The sequence below is a fragment of the Lelliottia nimipressuralis genome, assembly GCF_004402045.1.
Lineage (GTDB): Bacteria > Pseudomonadota > Gammaproteobacteria > Enterobacterales > Enterobacteriaceae > Enterobacter > Enterobacter chinensis.
Genome location: NZ_SOMG01000016.1, coordinates 219515 through 237848, shown reverse-complemented (window position 1 = coordinate 237848; position 18334 = coordinate 219515). Strand labels below are relative to the sequence as shown.

At 52.2% G+C, this 18334-nt stretch carries 15 protein-coding genes; 7 read left to right on the top strand and 8 right to left on the bottom strand.

Annotation, left to right across the window (positions count from 1 at the left end; translation table 11 throughout):
• Positions 1 to 407 precede the first annotated feature (407 nt).
• Positions 408 to 1424 carry an HTH-type transcriptional regulator GalR gene (galR, locus tag E3U32_RS11265; RefSeq protein ID WP_047347980.1) on the top strand — a complete coding sequence of 339 codons (1017 nt, stop codon included), beginning with the start codon at positions 408 to 410 and terminating at the stop codon, positions 1422 to 1424.
• Here the strand turns inward: galR and E3U32_RS11260 are convergent.
• The 4 genes from E3U32_RS11260 to E3U32_RS11245 form a co-directional block, all read right to left on the bottom strand.
• Positions 1385 to 1861 (bottom strand): GNAT family N-acetyltransferase, encoded by a 477-nt coding sequence (locus E3U32_RS11260; RefSeq protein ID WP_134348852.1) that lies wholly within the window; start codon positions 1859 to 1861, stop codon positions 1385 to 1387. The two genes, galR and E3U32_RS11260, sit on opposite strands and share 40 nt — an antisense overlap.
• Positions 1858 to 2631 (bottom strand): GntR family transcriptional regulator, encoded by a 774-nt coding sequence (locus E3U32_RS11255; RefSeq protein WP_095441237.1) that lies wholly within the window; start codon positions 2629 to 2631, stop codon positions 1858 to 1860. Before E3U32_RS11255 ends, E3U32_RS11260 begins: the two co-directional genes overlap by 4 nt.
• Positions 2632 to 2721: 90 nt before the next feature.
• Entirely contained in the window at positions 2722 to 4149 is a 1428-nt protein-coding gene (locus E3U32_RS11250; protein ID WP_134348851.1) for a glycoside hydrolase family 1 protein, read from the bottom strand.
• Positions 4150 to 4156: 7 nt separating this feature from the next.
• Positions 4157 to 5482: a PTS sugar transporter subunit IIC gene (locus tag E3U32_RS11245; RefSeq protein ID WP_134348850.1), complete on the bottom strand. Its 1326-nt coding sequence runs from the start codon at positions 5480 to 5482 to the stop codon at positions 4157 to 4159.
• A 300-nt stretch (positions 5483 to 5782) separates the two neighbouring features.
• Here E3U32_RS11245 and E3U32_RS11240 point away from each other — a divergent pair, with 300 nt between their 5' ends.
• On the top strand, positions 5783 to 6820 hold the full coding sequence (locus E3U32_RS11240) for a LacI family DNA-binding transcriptional regulator (RefSeq protein ID WP_047347975.1): 1038 nt from the start codon (positions 5783 to 5785) through the stop codon (positions 6818 to 6820).
• On the opposite strand, the gene lysA is transcribed toward E3U32_RS11240, so the two are convergent.
• On the bottom strand, positions 6790 to 8052 hold the full coding sequence (gene lysA, locus E3U32_RS11235; RefSeq protein WP_134348849.1) for a diaminopimelate decarboxylase: 1263 nt from the start codon (positions 8050 to 8052) through the stop codon (positions 6790 to 6792). The genes E3U32_RS11240 and lysA overlap by 31 nt on opposite strands.
• Before the next feature lie 121 nt (positions 8053 to 8173).
• On the opposite strand from lysA, the gene E3U32_RS11230 reads away from it, so the two are divergent.
• From E3U32_RS11230 to E3U32_RS11210, 5 genes are all read left to right on the top strand, one after another.
• Positions 8174 to 9088, top strand: a complete 915-nt coding sequence (locus E3U32_RS11230) for a LysR family transcriptional regulator (protein WP_134348848.1) — start codon at positions 8174 to 8176, stop codon at positions 9086 to 9088.
• 237 nt (positions 9089 to 9325) lie between these two features.
• Positions 9326 to 10033, top strand: coding sequence for a fimbria/pilus periplasmic chaperone (locus E3U32_RS11225; protein WP_166790930.1), 708 nt, complete (start codon positions 9326 to 9328; stop codon positions 10031 to 10033).
• Positions 10034 to 10061: 28 nt separating this feature from the next.
• Entirely contained in the window at positions 10062 to 10556 is a 495-nt protein-coding gene (locus E3U32_RS11220; protein ID WP_134348847.1) for a CS1 type fimbrial major subunit, read from the top strand.
• 77 nt (positions 10557 to 10633) lie between these two features.
• On the top strand, positions 10634 to 13324 hold the full coding sequence (locus E3U32_RS11215) for a TcfC E-set like domain-containing protein (protein WP_134348846.1): 2691 nt from the start codon (positions 10634 to 10636) through the stop codon (positions 13322 to 13324).
• Positions 13321 to 14445 (top strand): CfaE/CblD family pilus tip adhesin, encoded by a 1125-nt coding sequence (locus E3U32_RS11210; protein ID WP_208527910.1) that lies wholly within the window; start codon positions 13321 to 13323, stop codon positions 14443 to 14445. Before E3U32_RS11215 ends, E3U32_RS11210 begins: the two co-directional genes overlap by 4 nt.
• A 44-nt stretch (positions 14446 to 14489) precedes the next feature.
• Here the strand turns inward: E3U32_RS11210 and E3U32_RS11205 are convergent, their stop codons facing one another.
• The 3 genes from E3U32_RS11205 to araE form a co-directional block, all read right to left on the bottom strand.
• Positions 14490 to 15182 carry an aspartate/glutamate racemase gene (locus E3U32_RS11205; RefSeq protein ID WP_134348923.1) on the bottom strand — a complete coding sequence of 231 codons (693 nt, stop codon included), beginning with the start codon at positions 15180 to 15182 and terminating at the stop codon, positions 14490 to 14492.
• 90 nt (positions 15183 to 15272) lie between these two features.
• Positions 15273 to 16397: an LPS O-antigen length regulator Wzz(fepE) gene (gene wzz(fepE), locus E3U32_RS11200; protein ID WP_134348845.1), complete on the bottom strand. Its 1125-nt coding sequence runs from the start codon at positions 16395 to 16397 to the stop codon at positions 15273 to 15275.
• Between the two features lie 209 nt (positions 16398 to 16606).
• Positions 16607 to 18040, bottom strand: a complete 1434-nt coding sequence (araE, locus tag E3U32_RS11195) for an arabinose-proton symporter AraE (protein WP_286164306.1) — start codon at positions 18038 to 18040, stop codon at positions 16607 to 16609.
• Positions 18041 to 18334: the final 294 nt, after the last annotated feature.

Below are 18334 nucleotides of genomic sequence, written 5' to 3'. Positions count from 1 at the left end.
CCAGTGTGGAGGGTTGATAGTAAATGGTGGCAGATTACACGAGAAGTGATACGGGAGCGACAGCAAAAATGGAGGCGAAAAAAAACCTGCGCATCCGCGCAGGTTGGTGCAAGAGATGAGTACGAAACCGTACTAAGAATTCTCACCAATCAATACCTCTGGGATCTCGACTGTATCAATCTCGTTAACATCCTCGCTATCGGATAATCGCAACAGCCTGAGGCAAAGTGTAACTAAAGGTTCAGAATGACATTTTCCAGACATGACTACGCGTGTAACGATTACACTATCAGGGTTGTCCTGCGTCACGTTTGTGGAGAACGGAAATCCACTCCCCTTGAATGCGCGCCACTTTTCCGCAACACTATTTGGTGTGTAAACGCTTACCCCCAATAAGAAGGTAATGAATGGCGACAATAAAGGATGTGGCCCGTCTGGCAGGTGTGTCGGTGGCAACCGTCTCGCGTGTGATTAACAACTCCCCAAAAGCCAGTGACGCATCACGCCAGGCGGTACAAAGCGCCATGGAATCCCTGAACTATCATCCCAATGCCAACGCCCGCGCACTCGCCCAGCAGTCCACAGAAACCATTGGGCTGGTGGTCGGCGATGTTTCTGACCCCTTTTTCGGCGCGATGGTAAAAGCGGTTGAGCAGGTTTCTTATCAGACAGGTAATTTTTTGCTGATCGGCAATGGCTATCATAATGAACAAAAAGAACGCCAGGCCATCGAGCAACTGATCCGCCACCGCTGCGCGGCGCTGGTTGTTCACGCCAAAATGATCCCGGATGCCGAACTGATTCATCTGATGAAGCAGATCCCCGGGATGGTAATCATCAACCGTATTATTCCCGGGTTTGAAAAACGCTGCGTAGCGCTCGACGACCGCTACGGCGCGTGGCTTGCTACCCGTCATCTGATTCAGCAGGGGCATACCCGGATTGGTTATCTCTGTTCAAATCACCCAATTTCTGATGCGGAAGACCGCCTGCAGGGCTACTACGATGCCCTGCGTGAAAACGGTCTGCCGTGCAATGACCGTCTGGTGGCCTACGGTGAGCCAGATGAGAGCGGTGGTGAACAGGCCATGACCGAGCTGCTGGGCCGCGGACGGAATTTCACGGCGGTGGCAAGCTATAACGACTCCATGGCCGCTGGGGCAATGGGGGTGCTGAATGACAATGGGGTTGAGGTGCCGGCAGAAATCTCGCTGATTGGCTTTGATGATGTGCTGGTCTCCCGCTACGTACGCCCTCGCCTGACCACCGTACGCTACCCTATCATCACGATGGCAACGCAGGCCGCAGAGCTGGCGTTAGCGCTGGCAGAGCAACGCCAGCCGCCGGATATTACCCATCTCTTCAGCCCAACCCTGGTACGCCGTCACTCCGTTGCGTCGCCTGCAGAAGCGCAGAGCGAATAGCGGTAAAGGTGTACCGTCTTGTTCGGGTATTCGAGCGCATCGCCAATGTACTGCCAGCCGTAACGTTCATAGAAGTCACGGCAGGCAGACCACAGGTAGAGCTCCTCGTACCCGGCCTGCCTGGCACAGTTCATAACATGCTGCTGAAGCTGCCCAGCCAGCCCTTTTCCGCGCGCCGCGTCGTCGACGTACAGCGCCGCCAGCCACGGAAAGAGATCCTGTCGGGTGATTAAATCGCAGCGCCAGAGCCCCACAGTGCCGAGAAGTTGTTCGTCTTCTATGGCAATAAAGGTCAAAGGTAATGCCCCCGGCGTCTGGCTGTGCTCTATGATGCTGTGGAAAAATTCCCGAGGAAGCCCCTCGCCAAAGGCCTGCCAGATCCAGTCTGTCACCTGCTCCGCATACTGAGGCGCGGCGTAAAGAGGCACAATCGTCATACCAGTTTCCCCTGGAAAATCGGTACGGACTCAAACAGATAGCCGTCAAAATCTGGCGCATCTTCATCCGAGAGTTCAAGTAAGCTCTTTTTGACATTTTCTAGATGCTGGAACATCGCCTGCCAGGCCCCCATCACGTCACGACGACGGAGCGCCGCAAGGATAGTTTGCCTGTCACCCAGCCATTTCAGACGGTATGCACGGCTGGCGATGTGTACATTAAACTGCTGCCATAGCGGGCTGCTGTCCATGTGGTGCCAGATGCTTTCCACCGTCGCCAGCAGCATCTGGTTTTGCGTTGCGCCCGCCAGCACCAGGTGGAACATCTTGTTGTTATCCTGGCTGTTATCGTCGGCGGCTATCGCGCGCTGCTCCTGCTCGATGATTCGGCGCAGGTTGTCGATATCGGCACGCGTCGCCATTTTGGCGGCAAACGCGGCAATGTTGCTCTCAAGAAGCTGGCGCGCCTGCAGGATCTCAAACGGCCCCACGTCGCTGTTAAGAAAACGCTCTTCTTCGTTTTCGTGTTCTTCCGGGATGCGCATGACATACACGCCAGACCCCTGACGGATATCTACGGTACCCTGTAACTCCAGCATCAGCAGCGCCTCGCGCACGATGGTGCGGCTCACGCCATACGTCTCAGCGATATTTCGCTCCGGCGGCAGACGGGAACCAACGGGGTAGTGCCCCTGGATAATCTGCGCCCGCAAATCCTCGCCAATTTCCTGGTACTGTTTTTTTTCCGGCAGGATGACAGCCTTATCCACGTTACCACCTGTTTTTTCAGTTAATGCGCAGGCCGGGCGTCCTCCCGGCCAGTTTGTGCACTATTTTACCAGAACCCGCATGGTTTTCGCTTACTTCCATTCATCGTCAACGCTGAGCGTGAGGACGCGCGTATCGCGCAGCTGACGAAACCAGGTTGCCGATTTTTTCGCCCGCCGGGCGCGGTTGTTCCCGAGGTCGATCTCAATCAGCCCGTAGCGATTTTTAAAAGCATTCATCGGTGAGACATTATCCGTGAACGCCCACAGCATATAGCCGTGGCAGTTCGCTCCCTCCTCCCGCGCCAGCAGCGCGTAGTAAAGGTGCTCGCTGATAAACACAATGCGGTAGCTGTCGTCGATGATGCCGTCATCGTTGCGAAACTGCGCTTCGTTTTCCACGCCCATCCCGCTCTCCGCCACGAACCAGTCGATGTTGCGGTATTCCTGTTTAATCCGCATCGCCATGTCGTAGATAATGCGCGGGTAAATTTCCCAGCCGCGGGAGGAGTTCATCCGCCGCCCCGGCAGCTCAAACGGCTCGTAGTAGTAGGCCGGGTGGAACGGGGTTTCCGGGTGCCAGGCACGGGAAGGCGCTTTCACGCGGTGCGGGTAATACAGGTTGATTCCCAGCTCATCAACGGTGTTTTCCGCTATTAGCGCCAGCTCGTCTGCCGTGTAGTCCCACTGAACCTGATGCTGTTCCAGCAGGGTAAAGAGCGCCGATGGATAATGCCCGTGCACCAGAGGATCGAGAAAAACGCGGTTGTAGAACAGATCGTACATTTCTGCCGCCCGCACGTCATGCGGTGCGCGGGAGCGCGGATAGGTCACTTCTGGATTAAGGATACAGCCCACCGAGCCGCGGTAGCCTTTGGCGCGAAACAGCTTCACAACTTTCGCCGTCGCCAGCACCTTGTGGTGATTCCACTGCATCCAGGTGCTGGTGTTCTGCTCATACGGCCAGCGCAGCGCGTCAAGATAAACACGGGTCTGGACCACAATCGGCTCGTTGAAGGTAAACCAGCGGGTCACTTTGCCGTGGAAGCGTTCAAACACCTTCTCCGCATAGCGGACAAACAGCTCAACCACATGCTTCGACGCCCAGCCGCCGTATTTTTCAAGCAGCACGCCGGGAAGCTCGTAGTGTTCCAGGCAGATCATCGGCTCAATGCCCTGACGGTGCATTTCATCGAACAGGGCGGCGTAATACGCGGCGTACTCCTCATCTACCGTCACGTTTTCATAATCGGTCAAAAAACGGGACCAGTTTATCGAGGTCCGGTAGTGCGTCAGCCCCGCCTGTTTCATCAGCGCCACATCTTCGCGAAAGCGGTTAATAAAATCGGTTGCCACCGCCGGGCCATAACCGTTGTGCCAGACGTGACGATCGTTCTTGTACCAGAGGTCTATCCACGAATCCTGACCCGGCTTTTTGCCGCTCCAGCCTTCGGTTTGCCAGGCTGACGCCGCCGCGCCGAGAAGAAAGTCCTGCGGAAGAGTTATCTTTTTTATGCTCATTGCATCCTCACACGTTATCGGTGGCTTGCTGCAGCGCGGCCTGTTCTGCGCGGCGTGAGGCAATCTTCACAAACGGCAGATAGATAATGACGGCAGTGACGATGCAAATAAGCTGGGTGATCACCGCCCCCATCGACCCTGCGGTGGAAAGCCAGGCGTTAATCAGCGGCGGCGTAGTCCACGGCACCATCACCACGGCTTTACCGGCAAAACCGGTTACCGTCGCAAAGTAGCCAATAGATCCGGTCACCAGCGGGGTGATGATGAAGGGAATAGCGAGGATCGGGTTAAGCATGATTGGCATACCGAAGATCACCGGCTCGTTGATGTTAAAGATGCCGGGGCCGATAGAGAGTTTTGCGATCTCCTTCATCTCTTTACGTTTGGTGCCGATCATGACCGCAATCAGCAAACCGATAGTGAGCCCCGAGCCACCGATGCTCATATACACGTCCCAGAACGGCATGGTGATGATGTTAGGGACCTCTTTACCCTGCTCAAAGGCGCTCATGTTGACGGTGATCGCCCCCAGCAGCAGCGGCTCTCGGATAGGCTTAATCATCTGGTTGCCATGGATCCCAATCACCCAGAACAGCTGAGCCACAAACATCAGCAGCAGAATGCCCGGCAGACTTTGCACCACACGCTCCAGCGGCTGTTGCACCACCTGATAGACCGCATCGTAAAGATACATGCCCGTGATTTGATGGAATACGAAACCAAACGTGGCAATGGCAGTGGTCGTGATGATCGCCGGGATCAACGCGGAGAACGACGCGGCCACGTTAGGCGGCACGGTATCCGGCATTCTGATCTTTAGCCCTTTGCGGTTTTCCAGCCAGCAGTAGATTTCTACAGAAAGAATGGCGATAAACATGCCGAGGAACAGGCTGCGGGTATCGGAGAACTGACGCAGCAGGACATCCTTCACCACGTGCATTTCGCCATCCACCAGCATTTCTACCGTAGTCGGCGTCACGCAGATAAAGCAGATCACCGCCAGGAGACCGGGGAACAATGATTTTATGCCGTTAATACGTCCCAGTTCGATGCCAATTAAAAACACCGCGCCAATATTGAGGAAATTCAGGGTCGCGTAATTAAGCGCACTGGTTATGGGTTTTAGCACCGCGAGGAATGACAGGGACTGGAAGCTCGCCAGGCCGTTTTTCGGATCCAATACCATGTTGGAGATCAGCACAGAAAATGCGCCAACGATGATGACCGGCATTAAGGTAATGAAGGCAGACTTGATCGCCATAATGTAGCGATAGCTGTTGAACCTGGTGGCGAAACTGCCCAGAGCGTCGATCAGTTTTTCCTGTAATGCCATAGGGTAATACCTCAGTAAAAGGGCTTTTATGGAATAAGAGGGTCAGCCGGATACTATTGGCATACCAAAAATAGCTTTAAGGGGCTTTACGTTCTGTGATTAAGTTCGCAACGAGGCAAGAGGTATTCCAGATGAATATTTTTGACCATTTTGGCATACCACTTAAAGACGTTTATCCCGCGCTGAACGATCCTTACCAAAAAGCGTGATCGTGGCAGAATTTTTGCGCCTCCCGCGTCGCTTATACGCCGTGAGGTCTGTGTTAAACTGCAGACCATTACGTGGAATCAGGAATGTAGAATGGCAACAATGCTGGATGTCTCACTGCGTGCGGGCGTGTCAAAGGCCACGGTATCGCGCGTGCTGAACGGCACAGGTCAGGTTAAAGAGAGTACGCGCCAGCAGGTGTTTGCTGCGATGGAAGAGCTGGGCTACCGCCCAAACTTTCTCGCGCGCTCGCTGGCAAACCAGACCAGCAACAGCATTGGTCTGGTCGTCTCCACCTTCGATGGCTTTTATTTTGGTCGCCTTCTGCAACAGGCGTCGCGGCAGACCGAAACCCACGGGAAGCAGCTTATCGTCACCGACGGCCACGACGCGCCGGAACAGGAAGAGCAGGCGGTGCAGATGCTGGCCGATCGCCAGTGCGATGCCATCGTGCTTTACACGCGCTATATGAGCGAAAAAGCGATCATCAAACTCATGAACACCGTGCAAACGCCGCTGGTGGTCATTAACCGTGAAGTCAGCCTGGCACCGGATCGCTGCGTGTTCTTCGAACAGCAGGATGCCGCGTTTAAGGCCGTGGATTACCTGATCAATCAGGGCCACCGGGAGATCGCCTGTATCACCGTCCCCATCCACACCCCCACCGGGAAAGCGAGGCTGATGGGCTATCGCAAGGCGCTGGAAAAGCACGGCATACGTCTTGACGAACGTCGGATAAAGTACGGCGATGCGGGAATGACGCGGGGATATGAGCTATGCAAAGAGTTGATTGCCGACGGCGTTTCGTTCAGCGCCCTGTTTGCCTGTAACGATGATATGGCGCTGGGTGCGTCCAAAGCGTTGCACCAGGCGGGGCTGAAAATCCCGCAGGATATTTCACTGTTCGGCTTTGACGATGCCCCAAGCGCGAAATGGCTGGAGCCTGCGCTCTCATCGGTGTATCTGCCTATCGACAATATGATTGTCACGGCCATCGATCAGGCGATCCGGCTGGCAAAAAACCAGCCGGTCGATGCCATCCCGCCGTTTACCGGTACGCTGGTATTACGCGATTCGGTCACCACCGGGCCCTACTTTACTCAAACAAGCTCCAGCGCCAGCAGCTCCTGAATGGTCTGACGACGTCGGATCAGCCGTGCCTTGCCGTTATCAAACAGCACTTCAGGCAGCAGCGGGCGGCTATTGTAGTTAGATGACATAGACGCCCCGTAGGCTCCGGTATCATGCAGCACAAGATAATCATCCGGTTTGACCTCTGGCAGCGCGCGGGTTTCTACCTTGCCGCCTTCCTGCTGGGTAAACACGTCGCCCGACTCACACAGCGGCCCCGCAACGACCGTCTCAACGCGCGGCGCCTGCGTTAAATCGCGGCCGTCGGCAGCCAGCGCGGTAATGTGATGATAGCTGCCGTACATCGACGGACGCATCAGATCGTTAAAACCTGCATCAATCAATACGAAGTGGCGAGACCCCATCTCTTTCACGCTGCGCACCTGCGAAACCAGTACGCCGGCCTCGGCCACCAGGAAACGACCCGGTTCAATTTCCAGCTTCACCGCGTGGCCCAGATGCGCGGCGATTTGGTCACGCGCGGCGCTCCACAGGCCGTAATAGTGATCGGTATCGATCGCCTCTTCCCCTTCGCGATAAGGAATAGAGAGACCGCCGCCGGCAGAGATCGCCTCCAGATCCTGCCCAAAATCAACCACCTGGCGTACCATCGCACCGCAGACCTGCTCAAGGTGGCCATAATCCACGCCTGACCCAATGTGCATATGAATGCCCACCAGCTTCAGGTTGTAACGCTGGAGCACCTCCAGCGCGGCAGGCATATCGGCATACCAGATCCCATGCTTGCTGTTTTCACCGCCGGTGTTGGTTTTTTGGCTGTGGCCATGACCAAAGCCCGGGTTCACGCGCAGCCAGACGCGGTGGCCAGGGGAAACCTGTCCAAGCTGCTCCAGCATATCCACAGAACCCGCATTCACCGGGATCTGCAGTTCGTGAACGCGTGTCAGGGTGGCATCGTCGATGACGTCGGCGGTAAAGACGATCGCATCGCTATCAGCTTTCGGATCGAATCCGGCCGCCAGCGCGCGCTCGATTTCGCCGAGCGAAACAGAGTCAACCTTTACCCCCTGCTCACGCATAAGGCGCAGAATATGAATATTGGAGCATGCCTTCTGGGCAAAACGCACCACGTCAAACTGATGCAGTGCCGCAATCTTCTCGCGAACTATCTGCGCGTCGTAGACCCATACGGGGCAGCCAAACTCGGCAGGCAGGCGCAGCAGGTTATCGGCGTTCAAATCTGTATCAGTCTGGTTCAGCGGGCGTGGCATGGTCTTCTCCGGGTAAATGCGTTTTGATGATTACGCCACAGTGCGAAGAGAATAAAAAATATCGTTTTATCGCGAGTCTATGCAAAAATGATATGGATGTTATTACATTTTCAGGTGCCCTATGCCCGCCGTCAACTTACGCCATATCGAGATTTTTCATGCCGTCATGACCACCGGCAATCTCACGGAAGCCGCGCAGATGCTGCATACCTCGCAGCCGACGGTCAGCCGCGAGCTGGCGCGCTTCGAGAAGGTGCTGGGGCTGAAGCTGTTCGAACGTACCCGTGGCAGGCTTCACCCGACTGTACAGGGGTTGCGCCTGTTCGAAGAAGTGCAGCGTTCGTGGTACGGGCTGGACAGAATAGTGAGTGCAGCGGAAAGCCTGCGCGAATTTCGCCAGGGCGAGTTGTCCATCGTCTGCCTGCCCGTCTTTTCGCAGTCGTTCCTGCCCATGCTGCTGCAGCCTTTTCTGGCGCGATATCCGGAGGTCAGCCTCACCATCGTGCCGCAGGAATCTCCCCTGCTGGAAGAGTGGCTTTCGGCACAGCGTCATGATTTAGGGCTGACGGAAACGCTCGCGACGCCTGCAGGTACGGAGCGCACGGAGCTACTCTCTTTAGATGAAGTCTGCGTGTTACCCGTCGGACATCCGCTTGCCAGTAAAAGCGTGCTGTCACCGGCAGATTTCCATGGTGAAAACTACATTAGCCTTTCGCAGACCGACAGCTATCGACAGCTTCTGGATACGCTATTTGCCGAGCATCAGGTGAAGCGCCGGATGGTGGTAGAGACGCACAGCGCGGCGTCGATTTGCGCCATGGTGCGTGCAGGCGTTGGAATATCGATCGTCAACCCGCTGACAGCTCTGGACTATGCACAAAATGGAATTATTCTTCGCCGCTTCAGTATCTCCGTCCCGTTTAACGTCAGTCTTATCAGACCATTACATCGCCCTTACTCGGCGCTGGTGGCTACATTTTCAGATTTTATGATTAAGGAAATCCCTAAACTAATCTCACCCTTAATCAAAATATAATTCATATTGAGTGTTTTACGGTTACATTTAGTTATCCTGTTGAAATTATTATAACAACATGTAATTCAAAACATCTTGCATTAAATTATCTTAAACATAATATTATTTTAATTAAACCCATCCTTGTTTTTTATCTATATACTTCCTCTATCGAACTTACCGGGTGAGCATATAATATTATTCACCCTATTATTCATCATGGATATGAATAATAAGCAGCATCTACAGGGAGCGTTTATGAAACTTTACTATCTATTCGGGTGGATTTTGGCTGCGACTATCGTGCCAGCCGCTCACGCCAATATGTCTGTCTACCCTATGGCTGTGGATATGAACGACCAGGGCGAAGGCAGTGTCCGAGTTATTTCCAGAACAAATGAAGTTCAATATATTAAATCGACTGTACTCAGCATCTCCGGCCGCAATACACCGCAGGAAAAAGAGATTGAAGCCCCTGTTGGCGGCGCTACAGGTCTTGTAGTCATGCCACCAAAGTTCGCGCTTCCAGCAGGCTCCAGCAAAATGGTTCGTCTGGTATCAATGGAACCCGTACAGGAAGAAACCACCTGGCGCGTAAAATTTGAAGCGGTACCACAATTGGATGATGAAGCAGTTGCGGATAAGAGTGTTAAAACGCAACTGACGTTAAATTTGATTTGGGGTGTATTAGTTAGTGTGCCCCCTGCACACCCTCAACTTAAAATGAGTTTGCAATCTGCAGGGCAGATCAGAAACGACGGTAATCAACGTTTTAAAATATTAAAAATCGGTTTGTGTAAAAAGTCACAAGCTGAAAAAGATTGTGTATGGCAAGAAGTTAATCAGAATATTTATCCTCGTGCCAGTTTTACACCAAAGAACATATTGAATTATGACAAGGTCGTTATTCAATATTGGGACTGGATTGGCAAGTCAACCAATAAAAAAGACTTTGCAATTCATTAATTTGTTTTATTAAATGGAATATTAGTAAATGAATCGTGTTATTACCAAATCTTTACTCGCGCTGGCAATGTTTTCTGTGATGGGCTCTGCAATGGCGGTCCAGAAAGATATCACCGTTACAGCTACAGTTGATGCGGCGCTGGACATGACCCAGTCAGACGGAACTGCACTGCCAAAAAATATCGACATGCAGTACTTCCCAGGAACAGGTCTGGCACCCGTTTCACTACAGACTAAAATCTGGGCAAACGATGTTGCTAAAGACGTGAAAATGCGTCTGGCAAATGACTTCACTCTGGTGAATAACCTGGGCGGCGCAACTGTACCGATGTCGGTGAAATGGGGCAACCAGGTTCTGACTACGACTGATGCGACAATGAAAGCAACCGATCTGTTCCCTAATACCAGCACAGCGCTGAAAACTGGCTCCGTAGCCAAACCACTGCTGATTTCTCAGGCTACACAAGAAGCCCTTGAAACCGGTACATATCAGGGTGTTGTCAGCATCTATCTCTATCAGTAATCCGTGAAGCAGTACCCTAATGAATCGAAGGGCTACCTTCGATTCATTTTTTTTCACATCAGGGACGATGACTAGCCATGAAAAAGACAATTTTGGGTTTATTAATTTGTTCTATTATCAGTAGCGCAAATGCCCGCACAGATAAAATACCACCAGGGTTTGAAGTTATCGTTCTGGGTCAGAAAGAGTACGTCGACGTGTATTTAGCCGGTCGCAATCTGGGCAAATACTACGCAACAGTGAATCTTGATACTGTAAAATTCGACCAGCCTGAAAAGATCCTTGATGCGATGGATCTTAGCGAAGATAACGCTACCAAAAAACAGATCGCCGCTAAGCTAAAGCTGCCGCTGGAAAGACATGGTGAACTTTCATGTTCAGCTGTAAATACCAGTGCGGGTTGCGACTATCTCAAAACAAACGATGTCGCCCTCATTTATAATGATGAAAAGAATGCAGTGAATCTGTTCCTGAATGAACAGTGGTACCCCAATAAAGCAAACTCTTCTCTTTATCTCAAACCAGGCAATGACGAAAACGTCGTCAACGCATTTATCCACCAGCAAGACATTAACGTTGCGGTCGATCAAGACTTTAAATCAGCCTATTTGCAAGGAACCGGCGCACTGGGTGTGACGGAAAATAGCTACATCGGGGCTTACTGGAACCTTAACGGTTATGAAAGCGACGGTGAAACCCAGACTGACGCCGAGGTTAATGAACTTTATTACCGCCATGACATTCTCAGCCGATTTTATGTCCAGGGCGGACGCATGGACAGTCGAAGCCTGTTCAGTGCAGATGGTGGCAACTTCAATTTTTCATTCCTGCCACTTAGCGCAATGAACGGCGTGCGTGCAGGTTCAACGTTAAGCTATTTGAACAAGGAGCAAGCCAGCCAGGGTACGCCGGTTAGTATTTTGCTCTCTCGTAGCTCGCGGGTTGATGCGTATCGCGATAATCAACTACTGGGCTCTTTCTATTTGTCAGGTGGCAACCAGTCGCTGGACACCTCATCTTTTCCGTCAGGGAGCTACTCCCTGCAGTTAAAAATTTATGAGAGCAACCAACTCTCCCGTACCGAAGTGGTTCCGTTTACTAAAACGGGCAGCTTAAATGATGGTCACATTCAGTGGTTTATCCAGATGGGTCAACTTGCAGATGATTCATCCTCAATGGCTGATGATAAAAATGCGTCATCGGCGCAGGCCGGGGTTCGCGTCCCGGTAACCGCTCAAAGCGAAATAACGCTCGGCGCTGCCTCTGTGGATAACCATTTTTCCTCGGAAGTCGGTGGACGCCTTGTACCAACCCTCGGGAAGTTTGGCAACGCCGAATTGCAGACTGGTCTCTTCTATAACGATCAGGGCGGTCGCGGTAATCTTCAACAGGTAAACTGGAACGCAGAAAACTGGCCGTCTTTGAGTTTCTATCGCAAAGACACCCAAGGGGGGCAGTGTTCAGGTGACACCGATTCGAACGACTACGATCTCAACTGCTTTGAAAGCATAAGTGCAGGGATATCGCAAAACATCCTGAGCTGGAACCTCTCGCTGAACTGGAACCGAACCCGCAATCATGCGGATTACCATACCCGCTGGGATGAAGAAGAAAACTTTGCCGACAACTTTTTTAGCCAAACTGATGCAAACACGACATCAGATAACATTCAACTCAGTGCTACCCGTGCGTTTAGCCTGACAAACTGGATGGTAAACACCAGTATTGGCCTCTTTACCCGTGACGACAACAGCAGTAGCGGGAACGACCACGGTGCCTATGTGATGCTCACATTCAGTGAAACACCACGGATGGATTCTGATGCGCGTAGCCGGACAACGACTTTGAGTGCAGATTATCGTACCAGCAAAGACGCAGCCGATCAGACCGCCTGGAACCTCTCCCGTACCTGGTACGATGACAACGTTAATCACCGTGAAATGGGTATCAACCTTGGTGGAATTAACACCGATACGCTGGACAGCGGCATCAATGGCCGTATAAACGGTCTGTATGGCAATCTCAGCGCCAACCTTACTGATAGCTATGACCGCAGAAATCAGGAGCATTCAACCGCCTTTACGGGGAGTTACAGCTCAACGTTGGCAGTAAGCCGTTACGGCGTGCAGATCGGCCAGCCAGGTTACGGTGACCCTTCGGCCGCAGTTCTGGTTGAGGTGAAAAATATTGATGATGAATCAACCGAACCGCTTTCTGTCGACGCAACCGCGAATGGAAATAGAGCCAATCTCACCGGGAATGAATCCGTACTCTTCCCGTATACAGGCTATGAAATGGGCTATGTCGAAATCAGCGACAGTGCCCGTAAACACCAGAGCGGTACAACCAACCTGATCGCCGGTTCGGGTAAAAATAGCCTGATGCTGTTGCCAGGCAAGCTGCGTTATCGCGAAGTGTCAGCGACATTTAGCTACAACTACATTGGCAAATTGATATTGCCAGGGGACGTGAAGCGATTCCCGGTCATTGGGCTGAACAGCACCATGCTGCTTTTGGCAGAAAATGGTGGATTCACGCTGGAAATGCCAGGTTCATCGCGCGATCTCTACGTACTTGCCGGGCAAACATTCCTGAAATGCCCGCTGAAAGTTCTGAAGAAACGCGCAAGTATTCGTTACACCGGAGATATCCAGTGTTCGACCGTTGCCTATAACCAATTACCTGCGCCAATACAGGTTCAGGCCCATCTAAAACAATCGCTGCGTAAACAGGCGCTAGAAACCGCACAAAGGGAGAGTGTGCAATGAAATTAAAGACTTTTTTGCTCATGTGTGCGTTAACCGCGAGCAGCCATGTACAATCACAAACCCTTGTGGGTCCTACGCCTTCGGTAACCACCTCTCAGGACTATGAGCTCCCTTCAGGCGCGCCGGCCGACGACTACTTATGGACTGAGGATTATCCTGGCCAGCAAGGTTACGGTCCTTCTTACGGATATTATGTCTGTTCATACCCAAACGATGGTCAAACATGTACGCATCAAAATTCAGGCTCGACAATATCGCTGACGTTGACTGAAAAACGTAGTGGAATGAAACATCAAATTAAAATTCAGGGTTATCAGGAAGCTTTTCATAATGATCCTAACAACCCTGATGCCGCAAAGAGTTGTGCAGGAAAAAGACCGCTTAATGACCAGAACAGTTGGAATTGCGGCGGTAGTAGTAGTTCATTTTCAACAAACACAAAAGCATTGACCGTCTGGATACCTCAGAGCGAAATGAACAATCTTCCCGTTGGTGGTGTATGGGAAGGGAAACTCAAATTAAAATTTACTTCATATTCTGGTGGGACCCCTGTGAATTACACAGCCAATATTACCCTTAAAGGCAAAACCATTGGCAAACAGGATATCTACTTCCCGGAATTTAACGGCGCTAACCCGCTAGTCCAGCTTGATCTGCACCCAACCGGTTCGGTTACCGGCAACAGCTTTGTCGAAGATGTAACAACGCTGGATATGTGCCTGTATGACGGTTTTAACTCTAACAGCGACAGCATGCGGCTGTCGTTTAAAGATGAAGGGCGCGCGGGCGCGGGTCGCAAAGAGGGGTATTTCTCTATTTATAATACTGCCTCAGCTGCGACAGAAGATAGCGAACGTATTGATTACCGTCTGGAGATGTTTGATCCTCACAGTAAAGGCTGGATGTCGGTTAAAAATAACGATGCCTTCACCTTATCCGCAGGGACAAATGGTCAGGATCAGATACGCCCGGTACGGTTACCCTCCATTAATTATCCTGTGCTTTGTGCCCCGGCACCGCTGCGGCTGATTGTGGATAAATTCCGCGTCGCGGACAAAACCGCCGGGTACTATAAAGGAATACTGACCGTTGAATTCAGTCCGAGTCTGAACAGCCTCTAAGAATACAGGCCGGATAAGTGCGCACGCTATCCGGCCTGTATTCCTCAGGAGAGCATAAACGCCACGGCATCCGCTGCATGGATCGCTGTGGTATCAAACACAGGAATTGGGCTTCGCTCAACCGGCACGAGTAAGCCAATTTCCGTACAGCCGAAGATCACCGCTTCAGCCCCTTGTTGTGCGAGTTTTTCAATCACGCTGACGTAATACGCCTGGGAAGATTCGCTGAAGGTGCCGAGGCAGAGCTCGTCAAAAATAATCTGGTTGATGCGCGCCCGGTCTTCCTCATCAGGTATCAGGCTTTCGATCCCAAATTGACTACGCAAACGCCCGCGATAAAAATCCTGTTCCATGGTGTAGCGTGTGCCCAACAGCGCTACGCGGCGCATCCCGGATGCCGCAATCGCACGTCCGGTCGCGTCAGCGATGTGCAGGAACGGCAGCGAGCAGCGGTCCTCAATATGCGACGCCACTTTGTGCATGGTATTGGTACAAAGCAATATACCCTCGGCACCGGCACGCTCCAGTCCCAGCGCCGCCTGGGCCAGTATCTCCCCGGCTTTATCCCACTCGCCGCTCGACTGACAGGCTTCTATTTCATGAAAATCAACGCTGTGCAGCAGCAGGCTCGCAGAATGCAGACCACCCAGGCGCTGCTTTACCCCTTCGTTAATCAGGCGGTAATACGGGATTGTTGATTCCCAGCTCATTCCACCTAACAGGCCAATCGTTTTCATCATCCCTCCTTATCTCTGGTCTCTCTTTCTAGCACAACCAACGCCAATAAAAAAAGGCGCTGTATTCAGCGCCTTTTTTAAACTGAGAGTTTATTCCGTCACCGGCTCCGGCAGAGGATTACGGGTGAGCATCGCTTCACGCAGTAAAACGCTACCGCAGGCAAACAGCCCACCCAGGAGCGCCGCCAGAAGGACAATCAGGGCTTTGCCCGGGCCATCTTTTTTCACCGGCATGGAAGGAGAAAGCTGGTACCTGAATGGCTCAATTTTGACATCGGCAAAGGAGAGTTTTTTCAGCTGCGCCAGATAGTATTCCCGGTTCTGGAACTCCGCATTCAGCTCGGTCACGTCCTTCAGGTTTTTTTCAATCTGCAGTTTTTGCGCGATCCCGTCAGCGCCGAGCGAAACAGAGTAATCCGGGTCATCTTTCACCGCCTGGCCGTTACTGTAGACCGGTTTCTTGATGCCAGCGGCATTCGCCACTTCCAGAGAATAATTCAGTCGTTGCAGGTTGGTATTGTGAATATTGGTCAGACGGACGCGATCCAGTTCCAGCTGCTGCTCAACAACGTTCGTTTTCAGGGCGATCTGGTTGCGGATATTCTGCACCGTCTCTTTCTCGACAAGAGCCGCGATATAGTTGATATATCCCTCCAGAACGGTTTGCGCATCGCCTGCCGTCGGCGCGGTGAAGCTTAATGTCCAGGAGACAAAAGGCGCTTTATCCACGTCTTTTCCCTGGGCGTCATTCACCGCTTTCATTCTTTCTGAGATGTTGACTATCGCCCGATGCAGTTCAAGCGGATCCACCTCGGCGTCTTTAAGCTGCCCCATCACGTAAGGAGAGGATTGCAGATACTCTTCGAGCAATGACTGCGACTGAAACTTTTTAATAAACAGGTCAAAAACTTCCGGGCGGGTAATCTGCGCGTCCACGTCAAGCACCTGTAGGGCAACCATCATCTGGCGCAGCGGGTTCCACTGCGACTGTTCCGCCTGGGTAATCACCGCTTTACTGGTCCACTTCTGCGGCAGTAAAAATGAAATGGCCACCCCCACCAGTGCAAACGCAAGGGTAACGGCGACGATGCGCTTTTTCGCCGCCATAATAACCGCTAATAGACCCAAAAGATCTATCTCTTTAGCGTGTACAGCCGGGGGGTCATAACGGGGAAAATCAAGATCGGTACTTTTTTTGATATCCATCTCAGACATATGAATTATTTTTAGGATGCAGTGCATCTTTGCTCAAGCGTTAGCGGTGGAACGATGATACAGCACCTTAAGAATTATCCTAAGTTTAAATCTCTTGATTTATCTGTCCCCTGCCAAAATTAGTAGTGAATTTCACCACGCGATTATTGTGATTAAGCGCCACCTTTGCCCTTCCGGCATACATTGTAAGCGCTTAAACAGGCAGACAATCACACGCCGATATTTCGCAGTTTCTCCCCTGCCATCAGCTTGCGCTCGATATGTTCCAGCGTCACGCCTTTGGTTTCTGGGATCAGCCAGAACGTAACGCCAATAAACGCCACGTTCAGCACCGTATAGAGCCAGAACGTTCCCGCAGCGCCAATCGCGTCCAGCAGCGTCAGGAAAGTCGCGCCGATGATCATGTTGGACACCCAGTTGGTGGTCGTGGAACAGGTAATGCCAAAGTCACGGCATTTGAGCGGCTGAATTTCGGAGCACAGGATCCACACCACGGGCGCGGCGCTCATCGCATATCCTGCAATACACATCATAGTCATCCCAACAGAAAGCCAGGAGAGTCCGCTTGAGGCCGTGCCGTTATCAAACTGCATCAGGCAGTAGCCAAGGATCAGCGTGCCGAGCGCCATCACGCTGAAGCCAATTTTCAGTGCCGGTTTACGTCCGGCTTTATCCACGGTAAATACCGCGATAAAGGTGGCGAACATGAAGGTCAGCCCCACCACCAGGGTAGCTATCATCTGCTGTTCCGTGGTGGTGAACCCGGCCATTTTGAAAATGCGTGGCGCGTAGTACATGATGATGTTCATGCCGGTGAATTGCTGCATCGCCTGCAGCAGCATGCCGAGGAAGACCGCGCGGCGTACGTTGGGGTTGATCTTAAACAACGCCCAGCCCCCCTGCTTCAGCTTCAGGCTTTCGCGGATCTCATTCAGCTCTTCACGCGCTTTTTCCGAGGTATCGCGCAGCATGCGCAGTACCTCTTCCGCCTCCACATGGCGCCCTTTTTGCGCCAGCCAGCGCGGACTGTTTGGCAGGAAAACCACCAGCACAATCAGCACCAGCGCCGGTAACGCCAGCACGCCCAGCATTGCGCGCCAGTTGCCGCTGTAGCTGAAGTACGTGTCGGACAGGAACGCCAGCACAATACCCAGCGTGACCATCAGCTGATACATGCTGATCATCTTCCCGCGCACGTTCTCACTCGCCATTTCGGAGAGATAAAGCGGCGCCGTGTAAGAGGCAATTCCCACCGCCACGCCCAGCAGCACGCGGGAGAGCAGCAGCACTTCAATGCTGGAGGCAAAGGCGGAGCCAATAGAACCCGCAACAAACAGAACCGCCCCGACCATCAGGCTGTATTTACGCCCCAGGCGAAACGAGAGCCAGCCGTTGAACAGCGCGCCGATAGCCGCGCCGAGCATCATGCTGCTCACCACCCACTCCTGCAGGCGGCTGCTCAGGGTAAAGTGATCGGTAATAAACGGTAATGCACCGGCAATCACACCGATATCCAGTCCGAATAACAGGCCCGCCACGGCGGCGGCAATGGAGACAAACTGGTTCATGCGGCGCGTATCACGCAGCGCAGCGGGCATAAGGGTAGAGTCATTTATAGATGTCATGCTTTCCTGCCTGAACAGTGAAATTCGTTATGTGAAATTACGAGATAGCGAGAAAAAGTGTCAGGTGGGAAAAGGTGAAGATATGGATTATTTCGCTGCGACATAGCGATCTGTGATGGACATTACAATTTCAACTAATGCTGAATAATCACATTCTTTTACTAATATCTTCATTTTTAAGCATTAAAAGTGTGATGGCAGTCATTAGTGATATTTCAATATGGATTTTTCGTGTTTATCGATATGGACTTTGACAATTTTTGAGCAAAAAAAACCTCCGCCCGAAAGCAGAGGTATTTGCCCTGAAACGGG